The 21,702-nt window shown below is 54.9% G+C and carries 21 protein-coding genes; 6 read left to right on the forward strand and 15 right to left on the reverse strand.

What is annotated here, in order from left to right; translation table 11 throughout:
• Nucleotides 1-274: 274 nt before the first annotated feature.
• From leuC to IB226_RS09055, 4 genes are read left to right on the forward strand one after another with little or no spacing between them, the layout of a single operon-like run.
• Nucleotides 275-1,696 carry a 3-isopropylmalate dehydratase large subunit gene (gene leuC, locus IB226_RS09040; protein WP_192234787.1) on the forward strand — a complete coding sequence of 474 codons (1,422 nt, stop codon included), beginning with the start codon at nucleotides 275-277 and terminating at the stop codon, nucleotides 1,694-1,696.
• Nucleotide 1,697: 1 nt separating this feature from the next.
• Nucleotides 1,698-2,333 (forward strand): 3-isopropylmalate dehydratase small subunit, encoded by a 636-nt coding sequence (leuD, locus tag IB226_RS09045; protein WP_192234789.1) that lies wholly within the window; start codon nucleotides 1,698-1,700, stop codon nucleotides 2,331-2,333.
• Complete coding sequence (locus IB226_RS09050) at nucleotides 2,330-3,244, forward strand: alpha/beta fold hydrolase (protein WP_192234791.1); 915 nt, start codon at nucleotides 2,330-2,332, stop codon at nucleotides 3,242-3,244. Before leuD ends, IB226_RS09050 begins: the two co-directional genes overlap by 4 nt.
• A 31-nt stretch (nucleotides 3,245-3,275) precedes the next feature.
• Nucleotides 3,276-4,238, forward strand: a complete 963-nt coding sequence (locus tag IB226_RS09055; protein WP_192234793.1) for a LysR substrate-binding domain-containing protein — start codon at nucleotides 3,276-3,278, stop codon at nucleotides 4,236-4,238.
• A gap of 129 nt (nucleotides 4,239-4,367) precedes the next feature.
• Here the strand turns inward: IB226_RS09055 and IB226_RS09060 are convergent, their stop codons facing one another.
• A complete protein-coding gene (locus IB226_RS09060; RefSeq protein WP_101761538.1) occupies nucleotides 4,368-4,673 on the reverse strand; it encodes a DUF1471 domain-containing protein in 306 nt (101 codons plus the stop codon).
• A gap of 349 nt (nucleotides 4,674-5,022) precedes the next feature.
• Nucleotides 5,023-6,891, reverse strand: a complete 1,869-nt coding sequence (gene kup, locus IB226_RS09065) for a low affinity potassium transporter Kup (protein ID WP_137387352.1) — start codon at nucleotides 6,889-6,891, stop codon at nucleotides 5,023-5,025.
• Between the two features lie 348 nt (nucleotides 6,892-7,239).
• On the opposite strand from kup, the gene IB226_RS09070 reads away from it, so the two are divergent.
• A complete protein-coding gene (locus tag IB226_RS09070; protein ID WP_192234795.1) occupies nucleotides 7,240-8,349 on the forward strand; it encodes an SDR family oxidoreductase in 1,110 nt (369 codons plus the stop codon).
• Between the two features lie 41 nt (nucleotides 8,350-8,390).
• Here IB226_RS09070 and IB226_RS09075 read toward each other — a convergent pair whose 3' ends face one another.
• From IB226_RS09075 to IB226_RS09085, 3 genes are all read right to left on the reverse strand, one after another.
• Entirely contained in the window at nucleotides 8,391-9,191 is an 801-nt protein-coding gene (locus IB226_RS09075; protein ID WP_101761535.1) for a MetQ/NlpA family ABC transporter substrate-binding protein, read from the reverse strand.
• A 91-nt stretch (nucleotides 9,192-9,282) separates the two neighbouring features.
• Nucleotides 9,283-10,086: an MBL fold metallo-hydrolase gene (locus IB226_RS09080; RefSeq protein ID WP_192235581.1), complete on the reverse strand. Its 804-nt coding sequence runs from the start codon at nucleotides 10,084-10,086 to the stop codon at nucleotides 9,283-9,285.
• Between the two features lie 141 nt (nucleotides 10,087-10,227).
• Nucleotides 10,228-10,557, reverse strand: coding sequence for a gamma-glutamylcyclotransferase family protein (locus IB226_RS09085; protein ID WP_101761533.1), 330 nt, complete (start codon nucleotides 10,555-10,557; stop codon nucleotides 10,228-10,230).
• Between the two features lie 134 nt (nucleotides 10,558-10,691).
• On the opposite strand from IB226_RS09085, the gene IB226_RS09090 reads away from it, so the two are divergent.
• Nucleotides 10,692-11,711, forward strand: coding sequence for an MBL fold metallo-hydrolase (locus IB226_RS09090; protein WP_192234797.1), 1,020 nt, complete (start codon nucleotides 10,692-10,694; stop codon nucleotides 11,709-11,711).
• 27 nt (nucleotides 11,712-11,738) lie between these two features.
• Here IB226_RS09090 and IB226_RS09095 read toward each other — a convergent pair whose 3' ends face one another.
• From IB226_RS09095 to IB226_RS09140, 10 genes are all read right to left on the reverse strand, one after another.
• On the reverse strand, nucleotides 11,739-12,284 hold the full coding sequence (locus IB226_RS09095; protein ID WP_192234799.1) for an RNA polymerase sigma factor: 546 nt from the start codon (nucleotides 12,282-12,284) through the stop codon (nucleotides 11,739-11,741).
• Between the two features lie 5 nt (nucleotides 12,285-12,289).
• Nucleotides 12,290-12,733: a hypothetical protein gene (locus IB226_RS09100; RefSeq protein ID WP_192234801.1), complete on the reverse strand. Its 444-nt coding sequence runs from the start codon at nucleotides 12,731-12,733 to the stop codon at nucleotides 12,290-12,292.
• 139 nt (nucleotides 12,734-12,872) lie between these two features.
• Nucleotides 12,873-13,583 (reverse strand): SDR family oxidoreductase, encoded by a 711-nt coding sequence (locus IB226_RS09105; RefSeq protein ID WP_192234803.1) that lies wholly within the window; start codon nucleotides 13,581-13,583, stop codon nucleotides 12,873-12,875.
• Between the two features lie 139 nt (nucleotides 13,584-13,722).
• A complete protein-coding gene (locus tag IB226_RS09110; RefSeq protein WP_192234805.1) occupies nucleotides 13,723-15,009 on the reverse strand; it encodes an MmgE/PrpD family protein in 1,287 nt (428 codons plus the stop codon).
• A gap of 16 nt (nucleotides 15,010-15,025) precedes the next feature.
• Nucleotides 15,026-15,790 (reverse strand): ABC transporter ATP-binding protein, encoded by a 765-nt coding sequence (locus IB226_RS09115; RefSeq protein ID WP_192234807.1) that lies wholly within the window; start codon nucleotides 15,788-15,790, stop codon nucleotides 15,026-15,028.
• Nucleotides 15,787-16,653 (reverse strand): ABC transporter ATP-binding protein, encoded by an 867-nt coding sequence (locus IB226_RS09120; protein WP_192234809.1) that lies wholly within the window; start codon nucleotides 16,651-16,653, stop codon nucleotides 15,787-15,789. The genes IB226_RS09115 and IB226_RS09120 overlap by 4 nt, the downstream gene beginning before the upstream one ends.
• On the reverse strand, nucleotides 16,646-17,581 hold the full coding sequence (locus IB226_RS09125) for an ABC transporter permease (RefSeq protein WP_192234811.1): 936 nt from the start codon (nucleotides 17,579-17,581) through the stop codon (nucleotides 16,646-16,648). Before IB226_RS09125 ends, IB226_RS09120 begins: the two co-directional genes overlap by 8 nt.
• Nucleotides 17,578-18,648: an ABC transporter permease gene (locus IB226_RS09130; protein ID WP_192234813.1), complete on the reverse strand. Its 1,071-nt coding sequence runs from the start codon at nucleotides 18,646-18,648 to the stop codon at nucleotides 17,578-17,580. The genes IB226_RS09125 and IB226_RS09130 overlap by 4 nt, the downstream gene beginning before the upstream one ends.
• A gap of 12 nt (nucleotides 18,649-18,660) precedes the next feature.
• On the reverse strand, nucleotides 18,661-20,253 hold the full coding sequence (locus IB226_RS09135; protein ID WP_192234815.1) for an ABC transporter substrate-binding protein: 1,593 nt from the start codon (nucleotides 20,251-20,253) through the stop codon (nucleotides 18,661-18,663).
• A gap of 17 nt (nucleotides 20,254-20,270) precedes the next feature.
• Nucleotides 20,271-21,698: a M20 family metallopeptidase gene (locus IB226_RS09140; RefSeq protein ID WP_192235583.1), complete on the reverse strand. Its 1,428-nt coding sequence runs from the start codon at nucleotides 21,696-21,698 to the stop codon at nucleotides 20,271-20,273.
• Nucleotides 21,699-21,702: the final 4 nt, after the last annotated feature.

Raw genomic sequence — 21,702 nt, forward strand, 5'->3', positions numbered from 1 at the left:
TTAAGCTGCGCGGTTATTCTTTATATCGGTAGACGCGACTTAGGTCAAATAAAACTCCTGCTATTTTATGCACATTGCGTAGCGGCGCGATTCATCGCGCAATCAATTGCGCCGCTACAAAGCGTGCGCGATGTTTTAGCTGTTCATGGCGACCAACTTACCTACTGCACATTTCATAAAACATCACTTCACGAAGCGTGTTCGTTCCCCGCGCACAAACTGATTTACCCTAACGTCTCTAATGACTTGTTTTACTTTTCGCGTGGGCAACGGCATGGCTAACAAAACACTGTATGAAAAACTGATCGATCAGCATGTGGTTCGTAAGTTAGATGATGAAGGGCATGTGCTGCTCTATATCGATCGTTCGATTCTCAATGAGTACACCAGCCCGCAGGCGTTTAGCGGCCTGCGCGATCACCAGCGTCTTGTGCGCAATCCGGGCACCATTTTGCTGAATGTCGATCACGTTAACCCAACGCGCCCCGAGCGTGATGAGGCGATGACCGACGCGGGCGGACAGTTACAAGTCGATTACTTCCGCCAGAACGCCGCGCATTTTGGCATCGAACTGTTCGATGTGCTTGACCCGCGTCAAGGCATCGAACACGTCGTCGCACACGAGCAAGGCCTGGTAATGCCCGGTATGGTGATTGCCGCAGGCGACAGCCATACCACCACTTACGGCGCGTTTGGCGCGCTCGGTTTCGGCATCGGCACCTCGGAAATCGAGCACCTGCTGGCGACGCAAACCCTGATTTATCGCACCCTAAAAACCATGCTGGTGACGGTGAGCGGTGAGCTGCCGTTTGGGTGTTCGGCGAAGGACATCATCATGGCGCTGATCGAGCAGATTGGCGCATCTGGCGCGACCGGATTTGCCATTGAATTTGCCGGTGTTGCCATCGAAGCGCTGAGCATGGAAGGGCGCATGACACTGTGCAACATGGCAGTGGAAGCCGGTGCGCGCGGTGCGATTATCGCGCCGGATGAAAAAGTGTTTGCCTATATCGCCGGCAAACCGCAAATGCCGACTGGCGAGTTGTGGCAGCAGGCCGTTGCGGAGTGGCGCGATTTACGCAGCGATGCGGACGCGCGGTTCGATAGCCGCATTGCCATCAACTGCAGCGATCTTGAACCCAAAGTGACATGGGGAATCAGCCCGGATCAAGCCAGTGCCATTACCGGCCACGTGCCCGACCCGGCGCAGGAAAAAGATGCGGTGAAACAGCAGACGCTGCGGAGCGCGCTGCAATATATGGGGCTGGAACCCGGCACGCCGTTAGCGGAGATCGCCATCACGCATGCCTTTATTGGTTCCTGCACCAACGGGCGCATTGAAGATCTGCGCGCTGCCGCCGCGATTATCGACGGACACAAAATCGCCCCGCACGTGCGTGGCATTATCGTGCCGGGATCGACGCAGGTGCGTCAGCAAGCAGAAGCGGAAGGGTTAGCCGCGATTTTCGTCAACGCCGGTTTTGAATGGCGTCAATCGGGCTGCTCAATGTGCCTGGCGATGAACGAAGATGTGTTAGCGCCCGGCGATCGCTGTGCGTCCGGCACCAACCGCAATTTCCCTGGCCGCCAGGGCGCGGGTGCGCGCACGCACTTAATGAGCCCGGCGATGGTCGCCGCCGCCGCGATTGCCGGCCATCTGGTTGATGTCCGCAAATTAATGACTGCAGAGGTTTAAGATGGAAGCATTTAACAACATGACGGGCACGCTGGCGCCATTACCGGCGGCCAATATTGATACCGATGTGATCATGCCAAAGCAGTTTCTCAAAGGCATCGATCGTAAGGATTTGGATCGCGGTGTGTTCTTCGACCTGCGCTTCCTGCCCGACGGCCGCCCAAATCCCGCTTTCATTCTGAATCAAGCCGGTTGGGAAAACGCCGCCTTCTTACTGGTGGGCGCCAATTTCGGCTGTGGATCCAGCCGCGAACATGCGGTTTGGGGACTTAATCAGCTCGGCATCCGCGCCATTATCGGCACCAGCTTTGCCGGCATCTTCGACGATAACTGCCAGCGCAATGGCGTTTTGACGCTGACGTTAAGCGAAGAGGATTATCAGCGCCTGAGCGCGGTTGCGAACAATGCCGCTAGTAATCGCATTACCGTGTCGCTGGAACAACAGGCAATCCTCTTTAATAATCAACGCATTGCCTTTTCGATCAGTGCCTTAAAGCGCGAGATGTTATTGGGCGGCGGAAGCGCGGTGGACTGGACGTTACAGTACGAATCCGACATCACCCAGTTTGAAGCGCGGCATTTTGCCCAGCGTCCGTGGCTAAAACGCGTTCAAAACCAACAGGATGCACCAGCATGAGTGAGATTACGCCACGCGGTGATTCACCCTTTATCGACGGCTTTACGCTGAGTAATGTGCGTTTGGCGAACGGCGTGACGCTGCGCGTCGCGATGGGCGGCGAAGGTCCGCCACTGCTGATGCTGCACGGACATCCGCAAAATCATCTGGCGTGGCGCAAAATTGCGCCGCAGCTGGCGCAGCAGTATCGCGTAATCCTGCCGGATCTGCGCGGTTACGGCGACAGCGACAAGCCGCCGAGTGATGAGACGCATCGCGCTTACTCGAAACGGGTGATGGCGCAGGATATCAGCCTGTTAATCGAGGCGTTGGATTTAGAGCGTGTGGCGTTTGTCGGGCACGATCGCGGTGCGCGCGTGGGCCATCGGCTGGCGCTCGATCATCCGGAAAAACTCTCCTGCTGCGTGTTTGTTGATATTGCGCCGACCGCGACCATGTACGCCTTAACCAACAAAGCGTTTGCCACGCGCTATTTCTGGTGGTTCTTCCTGATTCAACCTTATCCATTACCTGAAACCCTGATCGGCCACGATCCGGCGTTATTCCTGCGTAAACACATTGATGGGCAATTAAAAACGCCGGGCGCCACCGAGGAGGTCATATTCAACGATTACCTGCGCTGTTATCAAAATAAAGAGATGATTCACGCGGTGTGCGAAGATTATCGCGCCGCGGCGACGATTGATTTAGACGATGATGCGCAGGACACCGATAAACGCATTGAGGCGCCGCTCCTGTTGTTATGGGGAGAAAAGGGCACGGTTGGCCAGTTATATAACGTGGTGGAAACCTGGCGGGATAAAGCGCGCAATATTCAGGGCAACGCATTACCTTGCGGTCATTCACCGCATGAGGAAGTGCCTGAACTGTTTTTAAGTCAGCTTCAGCCCTTTCTGGATTCTGTGTTATAACCGGCTAAATTTCGCTAACGCCGTGATGGTGATGAAAATACTGCTTGCCGGAAAAAGTTATCAGAAGCCGCTTCAAGGTTGGCCGTCGGTCGAAGATCTGTATGTCTTTATCAGCGTAGCGCGCTATGAAGGTTTTGGCCGCGCTGCGATTGAGCTCGGCCAGTCGCCATCCTACATCAGCAAGCGGATTGCCATCCTCGAAAAGCAGCTGGAAACCCGGCTGTTTTTCCGCACCAACCGCGTGATGCGCCTGACGCCAGAAGGTGAAAAGGCGCTGGAAGGTGCGTTGCACGTGGTGCACGAAATGGATTCCTTCCTGAATAACTTTCAGCAGTGGCGCGGCGAATTAACCGGCGATTTGACTGTGGCCTGTTCATTTGGCTTTGGTCAGGATTATTTGTCCGATGCGATTGCCGAATTTATGACGCGTCATCCGTCACTGAACATCAAATTGATGCTCAGCGATCGCGATATTGATTTATTGCAGTCAGGCACTGACGTCGATATTCGGGTGGGTGATGATGTGAATCACACCTACATTGCACGAAAATTAGCCGCCAATCGGCGCATTCTTTGTGCTACTGCAGATTATTTAGCCCGGTCACGTCCGCTGGAGACGCTGGATGATTTAATCGATCACAGCTGTCTTATTATTAATGAAAATAATAATACCTTTGGGCATTGGACGTTAACGGACGGCGAAAATAAAATCGTTTGTCGCCTGAATAGCCATTACTCATCTAATAGCGGAAAAGTGATTCTGAATTGGGCATTAAAATCGCACGGGATTGCGTTGCGTTCTGCCTGGGATGTGGCGCCGTATTTAAGCGAAAACCAATTGCTGCACGTATTACCTCAATGGTATCAGGAAGCGAATATCTGGGCGGTTTACACGCAGCGCGCGTCTGAATCGCCACGCATTAAAGTGTTTATTGATTTTCTTGTCGACTATTTTGCAGAAAAAAGCCTGCCGATGATGAAGGGTAAATTATAAATACCCTAAATAATTCGAGTTGCAGGAAGGCGGCAAGTATGTGAATCCCAGGAGCTTAAATTAGTAAGTGACTGGGGTGAACATGCGCGGCCAACGCTCCTGCAACTTGAAGTATGACGGGTATTAGCATTAGCCATAAGCCACTTTGCTATTGATATGATACAACGTTGCGGTGGCGGCCATGACGTGCTGACCATCGTGCGCCGGTTCGTGGGATTCCACTTCGGTGATGTGATAACCCACCGCACCGGCAGCAACGGCTTTCTGCACAAAGGCGTCATTCAGCTCTTCCATTGAAGTCGCCCAGCTCACCGAAGTAAAGCCTACCGGATGAATCGATGAAAGTTCGCGATGGGTTAAATCCCCGCGAATTAAAACCGGTTTAACGGATTGCGGTGTGAAAATAGATATTACGTCATTAATTAATTGTTTCATGGCGATACTCCTCGCAAATAATAACTGAGCCAATGGCCGCAGCTACGAATCTTTCAATTGTTGGTAATGTGCTGACACCCTAAATGTTTACGGCGAGTGATGATTGCCGGTGAAGTTAATAAACACCTTTTCAAGTTAAGCGTTTTAGCTTTAATTGCTAATTAGATGTTAAGAAAGATTCAGCCACAACTCATTCAACCTTGCGCGACTATTTTTGCATCTGGTTACATTTGGTGTGTTAACCCTAACAGTCGACAGGAAGTTGAATATAAAGCCTGATCGTAGCGGCGCGATTTATCGCGCAATGAACTGCGCCGCTACAATCCCTGCGCTTTATGTCATCGGCAGATTAAAATTCGCGCTGCCCGCCCAATTCAATGACCCGATTCGGTGGGATATTAAATTGCTCATGTGCGCGCTGCGCATTGCGCTGGCAGAAGTGGAAAATACCGCCTTTAATGCGCATCAAACCTTTTCTCTTCTTCATCACTAGCGTGTCGTGCGAGGTGAAGAACGAGGCTTCATTGACGGTACAACCTAATCCTTCCAGTCCGCACAAATGCAGGATCTCGGCCATCGATGGCGTCTCGCGCCAGCCGTAAGCGGCGGTCACTTGCCAGAACGTTGGCGACAATTGAGTGATGCTCAGACGCTTCTGGTTATAGACGCGCGGGATATCGGTGGTGCGAATATGCAGCAGCACCACACGTTTATGCAGCACGCGGTTGTGTTTAAGGTTATGTAGCAGCGCCTGCGGAATCTCATGCTCTTTACGTGAGAGGAAGATTGCGGTGCCCGGCACACGACTGGGCGGATGGGTTTCCAGCGATCGCACCAGCGCCTGCAGGCTCTCAGGATCGTTATTCAACTTGCGGATCAGGCGATTACGCTCGCTGCTCCAAATGAGCATCAATCCCATCATGCTCAGCGCCAGCAGCACCGGCACCCAACCTCCAGAAAGCAGTTTCATCAGGTTAGCGCTGAACAGCGGCACATCAATGCTTAACATGCACAGCAGGAAAACCAGCGCCACCGGCAGCGGCCACTTCCAGTTACGCAGCGCTACCACGCCCGCCAGACAAGCGGTGATCACCATGGTGCCGGTCACCACTATGCCGTACGCCGAAGAGAGCGCCGAAGATTGTCGGAACGCCAGCACAATCACCGTCACCGCGACAAACAGCAGCCAGTTCACCACCGGAATATAGATCTGACCGGACTCCGTGTGCGAGGTGAAGATGATGCGCATCGGCGGCAGAAATCCCTGACGGATCGCCTGATGCGTCAGCGTATACACGCCGGTAATCACCGACTGCGCGGCGATCACCGTGGCCAGCGTTGACAGCACAATCAGCGGGATCTGTCCCCAACCCGGCGCGAGATTAAAGAACGGATTATTGAGAGCCTGCGCATCGGCAATGACCAGCGCGCCCTGCCCAAAGTAGTTGAGCACCAGCGCGGGCATGGCGATCACCAGCCAGGCCATGCGAATCGGCGCTTTGCCCAGATGCCCCATATCGGCGTACAGCGCCTCCGCGCCGGTCACCGCCAGCACCACCATGCCCAGCGCGGCAAACGACAGCGCTTTGTGGCTAAGCAGGAACGTCAGCGCATAGGAGGGATTCAGCGCGTAAAGTACTTCAGGATTAAGCAGGATGCCGCGAATGCCTAACAGGGCAATCGACACAAACCAGACAAACATCACCGGGCCGAAAACCTTACTGACCTTCTCGGTGCCGTGTTTTTGAATCATAAACAGCAGCGTGAGAATCGCCACTGCCAGCGGCACCACATATTTATCCAGCTCAGGTGACACCACTTCGATACCTTCGATCGCCGACAGCACCGAAATCGCCGGCGTGATCACGCCATCGCCGTAGAAGAACGCGCCGCCAATCAAGCCTGCTAACACAATGATGTGCGAGGCTTTCGGCCCAACATGCTGGCGTGCCAGCGACATCAGCGTTAATACGCCGCCTTCGCCATCATGATCGGCGCGCATCACAAAGCAGACGTATTTCAGCGTCACGATCAGCGTCAGCGCCCAGAAAATCAGCGACAAAAATCCCATCACTGCGGTGGTGGAGACGGCGCCATTAGGCAAAATGGAGAGGCACTCTTTAAGGGTATAAAGCGGGCTGGTGCCGATATCCCCAAACACGATCCCTGCGGCCGCCAGCATGCCAGCAGGCAAAGACTGTTTTTCACTTTGACTCATAGATTTCCTGTGGTTTATCAGGGTTGAGGCTAATGAGGGCGAACATACCTGTTTGCGACCGAAGCGAACAGTGGCAGGCGAATTTACGTACAGCATTTTTACGCGTAACGCCGATATTTTTACACCATTTTTATATCGCGCTCATTTTTCACGCTGAGCGTAGTGGAATATTTGACTGCGCACTGAGGCCCAAATATCACATTTAAACATATATAAACCAATGCTCACTGGAGCGGTTTTACCCGCAGGAAAGCACAGGGCATTTATTCATCATTTACCCACGCGAGCATAGATTCGAGCCAGCTAAATGCACAGTTTTTCCTGTAACGAACCGGTGGGTTAAAAAATATGAATACAGTACTCATAACGGGTGCAACTGGATTTTTGGGCGGTGCGGTCGCGGTTAATCTGCTCAAGAAAAGTGATCATTACCGACTACTTTTATTAGTGCGGGCTAATAGTCAAGCTGCAGGATTAGAGCGAATCAAGGAAAACCTGATTAAATTTGGCGTTGAAGCCGGTCAATTAAACAGGCTCACCCACGAGAACATCTTAATAGGCGATCTTGCTGCGCCGGAACGGTTTATTGACGATGCGCGCTTGACCAAGGTTACGCATGTGCTTAACTGCGCCGCTGTCGCCTCGTTTGGCGCGAATCCTCTGATCTGGAAAGTCAATGTAGAAGGCACCTTCGCATTTGCCAGTCGTATGGCGCGGGTGAAAGGGCTCAAGCGCTTTGTGCATGTCGGTACCGCTATGTCGTGTGCGCCCGAAGCCAATTCGCTGGTGGTAGAAAGTGAGTTGAATACGCTGCGCGAACAACACGTTGTGGAATATACGTGGAGTAAAGCGACGGTTGAAAGAATGATGAGCGAAATGTTACCTAATCTGCCCTTAGTCATCGCGCGACCATCCATTGTGGTGGGGCATTCGGACTGTGGCTGTGCGCCGTCGCCAAGCATTTTTTGGGTATTTCGCATGGTGCTCACGTTAGGCAAATTTATGTGTGAGCTGAATGACCGTATTGATGTGGTGCCGGTCGATTACTGTGCCGATGCGCTGGAGTTGTTATTGACGGCTCCCAACGTGGAGAAGACGATTATTCATATTTCAGCGGGTGAAAATAGCAGCGTCACGTTTGCTGAGATTGATCAGGCGATGGCACAAGCCTCGGGACACGTTGCGGTGGCCGAAACGTATCAGAAAGTGAATTACCGTGAACTGGCAGCGAGCAGGAGTTCATTCTCTTCGCTGTTTGGTCCCTGTAATGAACGCATCTTATTACGCGCCATGAATCTGTATGGACATTTTTCAAAACTGAATGTGGTGTTCAGCAATGAAAAATTGCTGGAGCTGGGTATGCCGCCATCGTCAAAGTTTACTGACTATTTGCATCATTGTGTCGCTTCAACGCGTAATGCAACTATTGCGGAGTTGATGGAGGTCGATTTTAAATAAGCTGAAACTGCGCAGTGAATATCTGCGCAGTTTTCGCCGAATTACCAGCCTTTAATAATATCGCCTTTGTAGATCTCGTTGGCTTTATCCAACACTTCCTGTGACTGGAAGGCTTGTTTTAGCTTCTGCACGTTGGCGCTGTCTTTATTATCTTCACGCGCCACAATCGCATTCACATAAGGTGAGGCTTTGCCTTCCATAAACATGCCGTCACGCGAGGCAGAGAGATTAACCAGCGCGGCGAAGTTGTTGTTGATAATCGAAAGATAAACCTGCGGATCGTCCAGCGTACGCGCCAGCTGCGGTGTATCCACCTCAACAATTTTCAGCTTCTTCGGATTGTCGGTGATATCCAGCGTGGTTGGCAGCAAGCCCGCTTCCGGTTTCACTTTGATCAAGCCCTGCGCCTGCAACAGCAGCAGGCTGCGGCCGAGCGTGGTGGCTTCGTTGGAGAGGGTCACGGTGGCGCCGTCAGGCAACGCTTTCAGCGATTTTATCTTGCGCGAGTAACCTGCAATCGGGAACACGAAGGTGTTGGTGACCACGGCGAAGTGGTAGCCGCGCTCTTTGGATTGCATCTCCAGATAAGGCAGGCTCTGGAAGGCGTTGGCATCGACATCTTTGTTGAACAGCGCTTCATTCGGCTGCACGTAATCATTGAAGGCCACCACATCGACATCCAGCTGATATTTGTCGTGCGCCACTTGCTTCACGGTATCCCACAGCGCCTGGTCTGGTCCGGTATTAATGGCCACTTTGATTTGATTTTCATCGTCTTTGTTGCAGCCACTAAGCAGCGCCACGGATGCAGCCAGCAGCGTCGTGAGTAAAATTTTCTTCATTGCGCGGATTCCCTTTTAACGTAGGGAAGGGACTATAATGGATGTTTAGACGTCTGTACATCCATCCACAGCGCGTTTGCTTACAATTCGTTCAGGAGAGAGACTTCTGCAAGCAGGCAATATATTTCTCGCCCGACTGCATCACGATCCGCTGCGCGTCAGTGAGAATTTGGCGATGCTCGAATGCGCCGTATAAGCGCGAAAATTTTAGCGCCGCCAGCCGACGCATAATATCGCTTACCGTCGCCGCCGGTAACGGCAGCATATTTGGATAGCTCCACATAAATGACACCGCATCCGCGCCGGGCGTAACTTGCACTATATCGCCACTCAACAGCACGCCGTCATCGTGCGTCCAATGCAATACGCATCCGCCGGCAAAATGTCCGCCAAGACGAACCAGTTTCACTTCCGGCACAATTTCCAGCTCGTCATTTTGCCAAAGATGAATATGCGGGCTGTCGCGCATAATCCATTGACTATCGTTAGCATGCAGATAGATCGGCGCGTCGAATGCCGCTGCCCAATCCTGCATGGTGCTGTAATAGTGCGGATGCGAAATAGCGATGGCGTGAATACCGCCGAGCGCGGTAACAATCGTTTTGGTGGCAATATCGAAATTGGCGATGCAATCCCACAGAACATTGCCGTGCGGCGTTTGCAGCAGAAACGCGCGTTGATTAATAGCAAAGCAGGGCACGGTTTGCAGACTGAACACGTTGGCAGCGTGCTGCTGCCATTTATTGCAGTGTGTGGCTTGCAGGCTATGCAGTGAAGTCCATTTTTGCCCGCTGGCCGGCACAAACTGTCGTTCATCTTCACATATTTTGCAGTGTTCGATTTGACTCTGTTGCTCATCGTAAGATGTGCCGCATGCGGTACAAACTTTGATCATCATGAATTCCTCTCGTCTATTTGAGATTCATTCTAGAAGCCGAAATCAGGACGTGCGCAGATCATTACAGGTTGTATTGAGGACGTTGCACCGCATTGGGGGTGGAAGAGGAAATCGGGCGTAAATACTGGCATTGTGAAGTTAAAGTTGCGGCTGCAACTGATAAATCCACGCCGTGATCAGCTCGCCATTGCTGGTGGTGACATCAACTTCCACGCGATCGTAGCCATCTTCAAACTCATCGAGCATCGGCCAATGCGGTTCAAGTTTCTCTGAGATAAACAGATAACCCGGCACGCGTGGGCCGTTTTCCTGCAACACAATGCCGGGGAAATCTGCTGCTGCGCCCCAGCCGCGTTCATAAAAGGTGCCAGAAACCGTTCCCGCCAGCCATTCGCCACCGATGTTTTCCAGAATATGCGCATTTGAATGGCCGGGCTGGAGCGTACCGTAAACAAATAAACGTTTCATTTTCCCTCATAAAATCAAGCAAAAGGGTTACTTTAACTCTCGGCGTTAGCGAAGTCATCAACCGCCCAATATGCGATGTGCATTGCCGTAAAAGTGACTATTCTGAAGGACCCGCGATGAGAGGTAAAAGATCAATGTTGAATAGTTCGAGCATTTGTCGCTGCAATATAAAACGCTATCCGCAATCCGCTCAGTTTGATGGCAAAAGGTTTAACAATAAGATCCCACGCCAGCAGTTAGGATTAACTGAGTTCGCCAAACTATTCTGGGATTTTGCCTTTAACAAACCGAAAAATACCGCACCTGAATCTGCGCTGCCGCTCATCAAACTCGACGCGCAGCAACTTGCGGCTGCGGCGGATAACAGCGTATTTCGCCTTGGCCACTCATCATTGCTATTTAAAATGCAGGGCAAATACTGGCTGACCGATCCGGTATGTACGCAGCGCGCCTCACCCTTTAAGTGGTTTGGCCCGAAACGCTTCCAGCCTGCGCCAATTGCGCTTGAAGATTTGCCGCCCATCGAAGGGGTTATTCTTTCGCATGATCATTATGACCATCTGGATTATCACACCATTTTGCAGCTCAAAGATCGCGTGCGCTATTTCCTGACGCCGCTGGGTGTCGGTGATTTACTGATATCCTGGGGCGTTGCGCCGGAAAAAATCACCCAGCTGGATTGGTGGGAATCAAAGAATATCGGCGGTATTCATTTTGTCGCCACGCCATCGCAGCATTTTTCTGGCCGTGGCATGTTCGACAGTAATAAGCGGCTGTGGTGCTCATGGAGCATTATCAGCGATGATTTCCGCCTGTTCTATGGCGGGGATTCCGGTTATTTCGATGGTTTCAAACAGATCGGTAATAAATTCGGCCCGTTCGATATGGCCTTCCTGGAAAACGGTGCGTATGACCGTCGCTGGGCCGATATTCATATGCTGCCACAAGACACCATCAAAGCCTTTATCGACCTCAACGCGAAATGGCTGTTCCCAATTCACAATGCCGCTTTCGATTTAGCGTTTCATGCATGGAATGATCCGCTTAATCAAATCGTGACGCTGGCGCAGGAACAGCAGATTAATGTGTCGATGCCACAACTCGGGCAGGGCGTGCAATTTTTGCAGCCGCAGCAAGAGAAAAAGTGGTGGTAAATGATGCCCGATTGCCAGGCAATCGGGTTATCCGGTTATTTCGTCATACAGGTTACGCAGGCGCGTGCGTAGAAATAGCACCGCTTTGTGCTTGCGCGATAATAACGTCTGCACGCTGCTGCCGCTCTCTTGCGCCAGCTGATTAAAGCTGTAGCCGAGCAGTTCGGTTTTCTCGAATACCTCGCGCTGCGCGTCAGGTAATTCGGCTAAGGCTTCTTCCAGTTCTTCCCACAGCAGCGTTTTCAGATACTCATCTTCCGGCGTCTGCGGCACGCCAAATAAAGTCTCTGCCAACTCATCTTCCGGGAAATCCTGCTCTTCGCGATCACCAAAATAATCAGCGAGCGGCAGCTCACGTTTTTTCCGCGCCCGGTCGGTCATTTCATTGCGTGCCGCCCGGAACAGCCAGGCAGCGGCATTCTCCACCGGCTGTTCCACCTGCATCAGCTTATAAGTGACTTCCTGCAAGATATCGTCGGCATCTTCACGTATCGCGGTTCGCCCGCGAATGAACGCATTCAGCTTAGTGCGGCAGGCGGTGATTGCCGACATCAGCAGTGAATCCTGCGCCATCACGCTTACCCGGCGTCGCTGGATCTGGGCGGATTATTCTCTGGCTGCGGACGCGTTTCACCTCGCTCATCACGACGACCATGCCAGTCGCAACGATCGTGATGACCACGATGACCAAAGCGATTGCGGCGATGCTGCATAAACTCTTCGCGTTGTTCCGGCGTCATCTGCATCCAGCGTTCGTGCATGCGGCGACGCGCCATGCCGAACATGCCCGGACGGAATCCCAAACCGCCAAACAAGATGCGGCACAACGCCAGCAAGCCCAGCGCCTGCCAGAAACCGATGCTTTTCACACCGATGATGCCCGGCAGCAACGCATTCCACAGCGACATCACCAACAAGCCCAGCGCGGCGATAATCACCGCGCCCATCAGCAGCGGTTTCGCCAGGCGATGACCGCCAAAATGCTCCCGATGACCGTGTCTGTGCATATCAAAATCTCTCATTGTTTTGTCCTCATGACATTAACGGATAACTGCTGGTGATGAGGTAGACGAATGAGCAGTGAGAATATTGCTAAAAAAACGTAAAAAAGAAAAAGGCCGCCGGATGGCAGCCTCGCGTTATGGATTTTTCACTGCTGAATCAGCGCCTGGCTTTATCGCGGCGTGGACGAATAACAATATCTGCAATCTGCGTATCTTCCGGACTATCCACAATAAACCGCACGGCGCGCGCCACCGAACTCGCATCGAGATACTCCTGCGGATTGATCGGCGCATGGTTACCCGCGCGGGCACGCGAGGCTTGATTCATCGGCGTATCGGTTGGGCCGGGCGCGACTGTCGCGACCCGCACGCCATGTTCGCTCTCTTCGCTACGCAGCGCATGCGCCAGCGCGGTAAGGGCAAATTTGGAGGCGGAGTAAATGACGTGTCCCGCTAACGCCAGCGTCCCGGAGCCGGAGTTGATAAACACCACTTTGCCCTGTGAGGCGCGCAGGGCGGGCAAGGTTAAGCGCGTGAGTTCTGCAGGCGCAATGACATTAATGTTCAGGTGCTGTTGCCACAGTTCTGGCGTGGCGGAGAAGGTAGTGCTGAGAATCGAGATCGCCGCCGAATGCACCAGCACATCAACCCGATTTAATGTGGCGGTGAACGCGGCCACGGCGGCAAAATCTGTGATATCCAGTGCAAGCGGAATCACATTGGTGACCTGTTCTAAAGCCTGCAACGTTTGCTGATTGCGCCCAATCGCGTAAACCTGATGATCGGCCGCCAATAACATCACGGTTTCCAGGCCAATGCCGCTGTTGCCGCCGGTGACAATCGCGACCGGTAATGCTGATGCTGTCATAGGTTCCTCTCCTGTTGATGATTTCAAGCTATGGAAAAGGACGGCCGCAGGCAAATGCCGAAATTGACTATGTTTACCTGGTGCGCATGAATGCGCACTCGTTGTAGCGGCGCCATTCATGGCGACCAATATCAAAAACTCATACCATCAACTCACGCATAAACCCCAAATCATGCTGTTGTTCGAGCTGCATCAGTTGCTGATAGATATTCCCAGCGTTGGGCAAATCCGTACAGCAGTCATGAAATTTCGCCTCGCGCTCCGCTGCGCTAAAAGGTTCATCGTGCGCGCCGCGCGCATGGCGACGTGAATGCACCATTTCGCGGCCATCTTTAAAGCGCAATGTGAGAATGTGGGGTAAATCGCGGCTTTCCGCTTCCTGTTCTGCTGTCCACGGCGACATGCTGATATTTGCCATCAGCGCGTTATCCGTCTGCGCCCGCACGCTTTGCGCGGTAAAGTCCGTGACGCTCAGCGCCCCTTTTTCCAGCATCATCGCCACACAATATTGCATCGAGAAGCGCGCCTGCATTTCATCCTGCGGCTGTGCATAGGCGAGGTTGCGCCAGTTGGCGATGCCCACCTGACAATGCACGCTTTCGATATCGTCCAGTGATAGCGTCTGGCGCTGCTGCAAATCGGCAATGGCGTCGAGAATGCGATGCGTTGAACCGCAGCACGGATGCTTTTTCGGCATCACGCCGATGCGCTCGATAACGTGTTCATTTTCACCAGGCAACGCGGAAACACTGAGTTTTCCCGCGTACAACTCAGCAAAACCCTGCGCGCATTCAATGATATCAGCGCGGCCTTGCATGCCAGTTTGCGCCAGCAGCGCGGCATCGACGGCGCTACGTGCGGCTATTCCGGCATGAAAGGGTTTGAGCGGCGTGCCGAACTGTCCTTTCACACCGCTGGCGAGACTCACCGCGATGCTGAGTGCGCGCGCAATGCCCGCCGCATCCATGCCCAGCAGCGCCGCAACGCCCGCCGCGCTGCCGATGCAGCCGACGGTGGATGTGCCGTGCCAGCCGGCGGTGTAGTGCTGATAGCCAATCGACTCACCCACAAAGGCCTGTGCCTGCAGGCCAATCAGGTAAGCGCGGATAAGCTGCGCACCATCGCATTGTTGCGCCACCGCTAGCAGTGCGGGCACCAGCACCGCCGAGGCGTGACTCATGCCAGGCGCAAAGTTGTCGTCATAATCGATGGCGTGCGCGGCGGTGGCGTTAAACAGCGCATCCAGTGAGCGGGTGCGTGGGTGTTCGGGCCAGGTTTGCAGCACCGCGCGGGTTGAGAAATCATTGCGCCCCGCGACCATGCAGCCGAGCGTATCGGCAATGGCATCGCAGGCTAGCTGGCGTGCATGGGGCGAGAAGGCGGGCGGCGTGAAGCACCACTGCGCCAGCTTTTCAATAAGTGTCATGAACGAATCCTCATAGTCAGGCCTCGCTGGCCGCGAGAAACTCACGCGTGTAGTTTTCCTGCGTCAGCCCTTGCCGCACGTTGTCGGCGCTCAGCTCTTCCAGCAGTTTGCCGTGATGCATGATGCCAATACGGCTGCACAGATGCGTAACTACGGCTAAATCGTGCGTCACCATCAGATAGGTCAGCCCTCGCTGGCGGCGCATGTTGCTGAGTAAGTTGAGAATCTCCGCTTGCACCGACACATCCAGCGCCGACGTCGGTTCATCCAGCAGCAGCACCGAGGGTTCAAGAATCAACGCGCGCGCAATCGCCACGCGTTGTCGCTGTCCGCCAGAGAGCTGATGCGGATAGCGATAACGGAAGGCATCGGAAAGTCCCACCGCGTGCAATACCTCGCTGATGCGCGCCTCATGGCGATCCAATCCGTGCAGTTTGAGCGGTTCACGCAGGCTGGCCCATACCATTTTGCGCGGATGCAGTGAGGCATACGGATCCTGAAACACCATCTGCACCTGGCGATAAAAAGCTTTATCGCGCTGTGGCTGCTGTTCGCGGTTATTGAACAGAATATGGCCGTGATAATCGTGATTAAGGCCAGCCAGAGCGCGCAAAATTGTCGATTTGCCGCAGCCGGATTCACCAATCAGGCCGTAACTTTCGCCGTATGCCAGCGTAAAACTCACGCTATCCACCACCTGACGACGACGCGTTCCGCTGCCGAAAGCGATGGTGAGATCGACCAGTTCGATGCTGCGTTCTGACGTTGGGATCATATTCATAGCGCCACTCCATCGCGGTAGCAGGGACCGTGAAGCCAGTTGGCTTCACGCAGCGGCACGCGCAGCATCTCAACCGGCTGATGCAGACGCGGCTGGCTGGCTAATAGCGCTTGCGTATAGGGATGTTGCGCCTGTTCAAGGCGGTCGGCGCGGATCTCTTCGACGATGCGCCCGGCGTACATCACCAACACGCGGTCACAGAAGCGCGACACAAGATTGAGGTCGTGGCTGATAAACAGCAGCCCGGTTTGGCGGCGCGCCAGTTGCTCGTTGAGAATGCTCAACACCTGCTGGCGCACCGTCACATCCAGCGCCGACGTCGGTTCATCGGCAATGATCAAATCCGGCTCCGGGATTAGCATCATAGCAATCATCACGCGCTGTCCCATGCCGCCGGAGATTTCATGCGGATAGCGCTGCGCGACGCTTTCGACATCGCGAATATGCACCGATTCCAGCATCGCCAGCGCCCGCAGTCGTGCTTCGCCTTTGCTAACACGACGATGCAGCCGCCAGGCTTCCGCCACCTGATCGCCGATGCGCATCAGCGGGTTCAGTGAGAAACGGGGATCCTGCAGGATCATTGAGATGCGATTGCCGCGAATAGCGCGCATCTGTTTTTCACTGCAGCTGAGCAGGTCGATATCGCCAAACTGCATCTGATCGGCGCTGACGTGGCCGATTTTCGGCGTCAGCTTCAGCAACGCGCGGCAGGTTTGTGACTTGCCCGAGCCTGATTCGCCGACGATCGCCACTTTTTCACGACCGACCTGAAAACTGACGTCGCGCACCGCATGCTGCTCGCCATGCGCGCTGCGGAATACGATATTCAGGTTCTTGACCTGAAGCAGGGAATTAGTCATGGCGGATATCCATTACGTCGCGCAGGCCATCACCCAACAGGTTGAAGGCGAGGCTGGTGAACAGGATGGCTAAACCGGGAATGGCGGCAACCCAGCCGTTGTTAAGCATGAATTCACGCCCGGAAGCCAGCATCGCGCCCCATTCCGGGCTCGGCGCTTGTGCGCCGAGGCCAAGAAAGCCGAGTCCGGCGGCAGTGAGGATAATCGCCGCCATATTGAGCGTGACGCGCACCACCACGGAAGGCAGACACATCGGCACAATGTGGCGCACGATGATGTGCCACGACGATGCGCCTTGTAAGCGCACGGCAGCGATGTAATCCATTTTGCGGATGGCCAGCGTTTCGGCGCGCGCCAGACGCGCAATCGGCGGCCACGATGAGAGTGAAATCGCGATGATGGCATTCTCGATGCCGGGACCAAGCGCGGCGACGAACGCCAGCGCTAGAATCAGGCTGGGAAAGGCGAGAAAAATATCCACCAGCCGCATCAGAACGGTATCGACCCAACCGCCGAGATAACCGGCGGTGGTGCCGACCAGCAGCCCGAGCGGCGTAATAATCAAGGCGGTCAGCCCGGCGATATACAGCGTGATGCGTGCGCCATACAGCAGGCGGCTGTAGATATCGCGGCCCAGCTCATCCGTGCCGAGCCAATGCTCAGCGTTGGCGGGTTGCAGGCGCAGCGCCAGATTTTGTGCGTAGATATCGTGGCTGACGATCCACGGTGCCAGCAGCGCGGCAGCGATAATCACCAGCAACACCAGCAGACCAAACAGCGCGGAGTGATTGGCGCAAAAGCGGCGCCATTGAATCCACATCAGCTGCACTTGCGCCTGCAACGGCGATTGCGGTGCCGGATCGCGCAGCCAGGCGCGTAAGCTCCGCGAGGCGGGCAGCGTCGGGGATTTGTTCACGGAATCGGTCATGGTTCCTCCTGACGCGTGCGGGGATCAAACAGGCGATAGAGCAGATCGCACAGCAGGTTGAGGGCAACGAAGATGGCACCAATCAGCAAGGTGCAGCCAACCACCGCATTCATGTCGCCGGCCAGCAGCGCATTGGTGAGGTAGCGGCCAAAACCGGGCCAGGCGAACACCGTTTCAGTTAGCACCGCGCCTTCCAGCAGCCAGGCCCACGACAGCGCAACCACGGTCAAGGTCGGCACCGCGATGTTGCGCAGCGCATGCACCCAAACGCAGCGCGCCCACGACAAACCTTTCACCCGCGCGGTGATGATGTACTCCTGCGAAAGCTGCTCCAGCATGAAGCTGCGCACCATGCGGCTGATATAGGCGAGTGCGCTGAGACCCAAAATCGAGGCGGGCAGAATGATGTGACCCAACACGTTGCGGAACACCTCCCATTTGCCGCTCAGCGCGCTATCAATCAACCAAAAGCCGGTCACCGGTTGCAGATCGAACTCGTAGATGAAATCAATGCGTCCTGGACCGCCAATCCAGCCCAGCGTGGCGTAAAATAGTAGCAACCCCATTAGTCCCAGCCAGAAGTGCGGCGTGGAGTAGCTGAGCAAACCGACAAAGCGCATCAGATGATCGAACCAGGTGTTGCGATACATAGCGGAGAGCACGCCCGCCGGTACGCCCAATCCCACGCCGATAATCGCCGCCACCGTTGCCAGCTCCAGCGTGGCGGGAAACACACGGGTGATGTCCTGTGCCACCGGATGGCTGGTGGTGAGCGCGATACCAAAATCAACATGCAGCAGTTGCCAGACGTAAGCGACAAACTGCTGCCACAGCGGCTGATCGAGCCCTAGCTGCTGGAACATCTTGTCGTACGCTTCCTGGCTGGCGTTATCCCCGATGATCGCCACCACCGGATCGATCGGCAGCAAACGGCCAATAAAGAAGGTGAGTGCGGCCAGCCCCAACAGCGTGCAACCGATCGAAATAACGCCCTTAGAAAGGCGTCGCAACAGACGCCAGCCAGCGGAAGGTGTGTTCTGTGCTAGCGGTGAGATCACCTGAGACATCAGCCACCTCCATTATTTACTTGCGTCACCGTACCAAACGCGGAAACCGTTCCATGTCCAGTTCTTCACCACGGCGTTAATGCCCGCGCTGTTGTACATCTGGAACATGATCGCCATAGGGCCTTTCTGCATCTGCTCTTGCTGCAAATCGGCGTACAGCGCGCTGCGTTTGCTGTCATCCGGCTCCAGCAGCGCGGTCTCCACTTTTTGGTTCATCTGCGGGTCGAAATAGGCGGCTCGCCAGCTCGGATACTGCGTGGCGCGCGCCTCTTTGCTGTTATCCGGGTTATAAACCAGACGCGAAGCGTTGCCGTAGGCATCCGGCACCGAGGTTTGCCACGCCATCATCGCGCTCTGGAACTCGCGGCCGCGCACGCGGCTAAACAGCTGCGCATTCGCCATGCGTTCAAGATTGAGTTTCACGCCAATTTTAGCGGCGTTTTGCTGGATGCTTTGCGCGATCGGCGCTGAGTGTGGCAGCGTGCCAAACAGCACCGAGGCGCTAAAGCCGTTGGGATAGCCCGCTTCGGTCAGCAGCTGTTTGGCTTTGTCTAAATCGAGATGGAAGGGCTGTCCTTGTTTGGCATCCAGCGCGCCAAAGGCACCTTGCTGTACAAAGCTGGCGCGCGGCACGCCGAGATAAGGCATCACGCTTTTGCCGAGGCCGTCGTAATCGATCAGATAACGCATCGCCAGACGCACTTTTTCATTTTTGAAAATCGGGTCTTCGTTGTTGTAGGTCCAGAAGAACAGCTGCGGCTTCAGCACCTTCTCTACTTTGACCTTGCCGCCTTCATCCAGCGTTTTCAGATCATCTGCCGACAGATCGCGTGCGATATCCACATCACCTTGCGTCACCAGCAAACGCTGTGTGCCGGTTTCGGCGACGTGACGGATCAGAATGCGCTTCAGCAGCGGCGCTTTGCCCCAGTAGTTGGGTGAGGCTTGTAGCACCACGCCTTCACCGGCGTTCCAGCGCACCAATTGATACGGACCGACGCACGCCGTGTGGGTGGAGAGATATTTGTGGCCGAGATCGCTGTCCACCGCTTGCTTCTCAAGCAGTTTGCGATCCAGCAGCGATGAGACGTTATTGGCGGCGATTGCCTGCAGTACCAGATTGGTGGGATAGGCTTTGTCGAAACTCATCACCAGCGTTTTATCATCCGGCGCGGTGATGCGGTTATCAACATTCTCTTTGCTGAAGCCATACTCCTTGATGGCGGCAGCGTTGCCGTATCCGAGTTTCACCACGCGCTGCATCGACCAGGCTAAATCGCCTGCCGTCGCCGGTGAGCCGTCGGCAAACTTCAGGTTGTCCTGCAGATGAAAGGTGATGGTTTTACGATCGGCTGAAACGTCCCAGCTTTTCGCCATGCCGGGGTCGAGCTGGGTTTCATCACTGACGCGAAAATCCACCAGCGTGTCACAGGTATTGGAGTAGATCTCGCTAGTGACCACTTCACCAATTTGCGCCGGATCCCAGGTGCTGATGGCGTCAATGTTCCATGCCATCACCAGCGAGTCGGGCGGCGTGGCGGCCTGCGAAGCGGCGCAGCAACCTGCTGCCAGCGCGATGGCGGCAGTGAGTGTTTTCATCGTCATGCTTCTCTCCTGAGTGGTTACAGATTGTCCGGGCGTGGCTGAATCGGCGGCATAACCTCCGCAGGGATCGGGCAGTGATACGGTTTCTCGCTCACCTGTTCGAAGTGTGCTTTTTTCACCTGCGCCAGTAGCACTTTGTCGGTCAGCACATCCACCGCCGTCGCTGCCATCACTTTGGCGACATGCGACAGCGCTTTGTGCGCCGCGGGCATTTTGCCCTGCGCGGTAAGCTGCCATGAGTGGCCGGGCGTACCTATCGCCATGGTCGGCACGTGTGCCTGCACGGTGGGGATCACCCAGCTGACATCGCCGACATCGGTGGAGCCGATCATCACTTCGCCGTGAGTATCCAGCGGGATGATGTAGTCGCTGAGTGGTTTAGGATTGGCGGGCTTTACGCCGGTTTTGCGGTAACAGTTTTCGATCTCTTCGGGGGTTAAAGTAGCCTGAATTTCAGCGGCAAAGGCGAGGTCGGCCTGGTCAAACGGCACTGGACCCAGCGCTTCGAGATTGAACTGCATCGCCTGTTCCAGCGGGCGATTGCCGAGCAGATTGGAGACGGCGCTCATGATGCTGATATCGACCTGAGTATCGGTCATCATTGCCGCACCAGCGGCCACGCGCTTGACGCGCTCATTGAGATCAAACATGGCGTGCACATCGCGCGAACGAATCGCGTAGCGCACGGTGGATTTGGCCTGCACCACATTGGGCGCGACGCCGCCGGCATCAAGAAAAGCGTAGTGAATGCGCGAATCCTGCGGCACGTGTTCACGTAAAAACTGCACGCCGACATTCATCAGTTCAGCGGCATCCAACGCGCTGCGCCCGAGATGCGGCGAGGCGGCAGCGTGTGACGATCGGCCACTGAAGGCAAAATCCATACGCGTGTTGGCTAATGACAGCGGTTTGGCGACTTCATGGTGCGCGCTTGGATGCCAGGTAATAGCAACATCGACGCCATCAAAGGCACCGGCGCGGGCCATAAAGGATTTTGCTGCACCGCCTTCTTCTGCCGGACAGCCGTAATAGCGTACGCGACCCGGCACGCCAGTTTCTTCGAGCCAGGCTTTCAACGCCGTTGCTGCCAGCATAGCGGCTGAACCCAGTAGGTTATGCCCGCAACCGTGGCCATGACCGTTGCCCGGCAGCGGCGAATAGTGCGCAACACCGGCTGCCTGGCTCAGGCCCGGCAGCGCATCGTATTCGCCAAGAAACGCGATGATCGGCCCACCTTCACCGGCTTCGCCCATCACGGCGGTGGGAATCTCCGCCACGTTCTCCATGACGCGAAAGCCTTGCTGTTTCAGCATCGCGGTATGCTCCGCCACCGAGCGATATTCCGTATAACAGATTTCCGGCATGCCCCACACGCGATCGCTCAGATCACAAAAGTCCGCTTGATGCGTTTCCACCCATTTCCACACTAACGCTTTGTTTTCCATCATG

It is taken from the genome of Pantoea sp. PNT03, from assembly GCF_014852515.1.
Lineage (GTDB): Bacteria > Pseudomonadota > Gammaproteobacteria > Enterobacterales > Enterobacteriaceae > Pantoea > Pantoea leporis.

Bases quoted from the DNA above. Each gene is read 5' to 3' on its own strand.
- IB226_RS09080 (WP_192235581.1), bottom strand. From the start codon at position 10,086: ATGATCAAAGTTTGTACCGCATGCGGCACATCTTACGATGAGCAACAG.
- IB226_RS09130 (WP_192234813.1), bottom strand. From the start codon at position 18,648: ATGTCTCAGGTGATCTCACCGCTAGCACAGAACACACCTTCCGCTGGC.
- IB226_RS09105 (WP_192234803.1), bottom strand. From the start codon at position 13,583: ATGACAGCATCAGCATTACCGGTCGCGATTGTCACCGGCGGCAACAGC.
- IB226_RS09110 (WP_192234805.1), bottom strand. From the start codon at position 15,009: ATGACACTTATTGAAAAGCTGGCGCAGTGGTGCTTCACGCCGCCCGCC.
- IB226_RS09070 (WP_192234795.1), top strand. From the start codon at position 7,240: ATGAATACAGTACTCATAACGGGTGCAACTGGATTTTTGGGCGGTGCG.
- IB226_RS09055 (WP_192234793.1), top strand. From the start codon at position 3,276: ATGAAAATACTGCTTGCCGGAAAAAGTTATCAGAAGCCGCTTCAAGGT.
- IB226_RS09060 (WP_101761538.1), bottom strand. From the start codon at position 4,673: ATGAAACAATTAATTAATGACGTAATATCTATTTTCACACCGCAATCC.
- IB226_RS09095 (WP_192234799.1), bottom strand. From the start codon at position 12,284: ATGGCGCAGGATTCACTGCTGATGTCGGCAATCACCGCCTGCCGCACT.
- IB226_RS09075 (WP_101761535.1), bottom strand. From the start codon at position 9,191: ATGAAGAAAATTTTACTCACGACGCTGCTGGCTGCATCCGTGGCGCTG.
- IB226_RS09100 (WP_192234801.1), bottom strand. From the start codon at position 12,733: ATGAGAGATTTTGATATGCACAGACACGGTCATCGGGAGCATTTTGGC.
- IB226_RS09135 (WP_192234815.1), bottom strand. From the start codon at position 20,253: ATGACGATGAAAACACTCACTGCCGCCATCGCGCTGGCAGCAGGTTGC.
- leuC (WP_192234787.1), top strand. From the start codon at position 275: ATGGCTAACAAAACACTGTATGAAAAACTGATCGATCAGCATGTGGTT.
- IB226_RS09125 (WP_192234811.1), bottom strand. From the start codon at position 17,581: ATGACCGATTCCGTGAACAAATCCCCGACGCTGCCCGCCTCGCGGAGC.
- IB226_RS09090 (WP_192234797.1), top strand. From the start codon at position 10,692: ATGTTGAATAGTTCGAGCATTTGTCGCTGCAATATAAAACGCTATCCG.
- IB226_RS09085 (WP_101761533.1), bottom strand. From the start codon at position 10,557: ATGAAACGTTTATTTGTTTACGGTACGCTCCAGCCCGGCCATTCAAAT.
- IB226_RS09115 (WP_192234807.1), bottom strand. From the start codon at position 15,790: ATGAATATGATCCCAACGTCAGAACGCAGCATCGAACTGGTCGATCTC.
- IB226_RS09120 (WP_192234809.1), bottom strand. From the start codon at position 16,653: ATGACTAATTCCCTGCTTCAGGTCAAGAACCTGAATATCGTATTCCGC.
- leuD (WP_192234789.1), top strand. From the start codon at position 1,698: ATGGAAGCATTTAACAACATGACGGGCACGCTGGCGCCATTACCGGCG.
- IB226_RS09050 (WP_192234791.1), top strand. From the start codon at position 2,330: ATGAGTGAGATTACGCCACGCGGTGATTCACCCTTTATCGACGGCTTT.
- kup (WP_137387352.1), bottom strand. From the start codon at position 6,891: ATGAGTCAAAGTGAAAAACAGTCTTTGCCTGCTGGCATGCTGGCGGCC.
- IB226_RS09140 (WP_192235583.1), bottom strand. From the start codon at position 21,698: ATGGAAAACAAAGCGTTAGTGTGGAAATGGGTGGAAACGCATCAAGCG.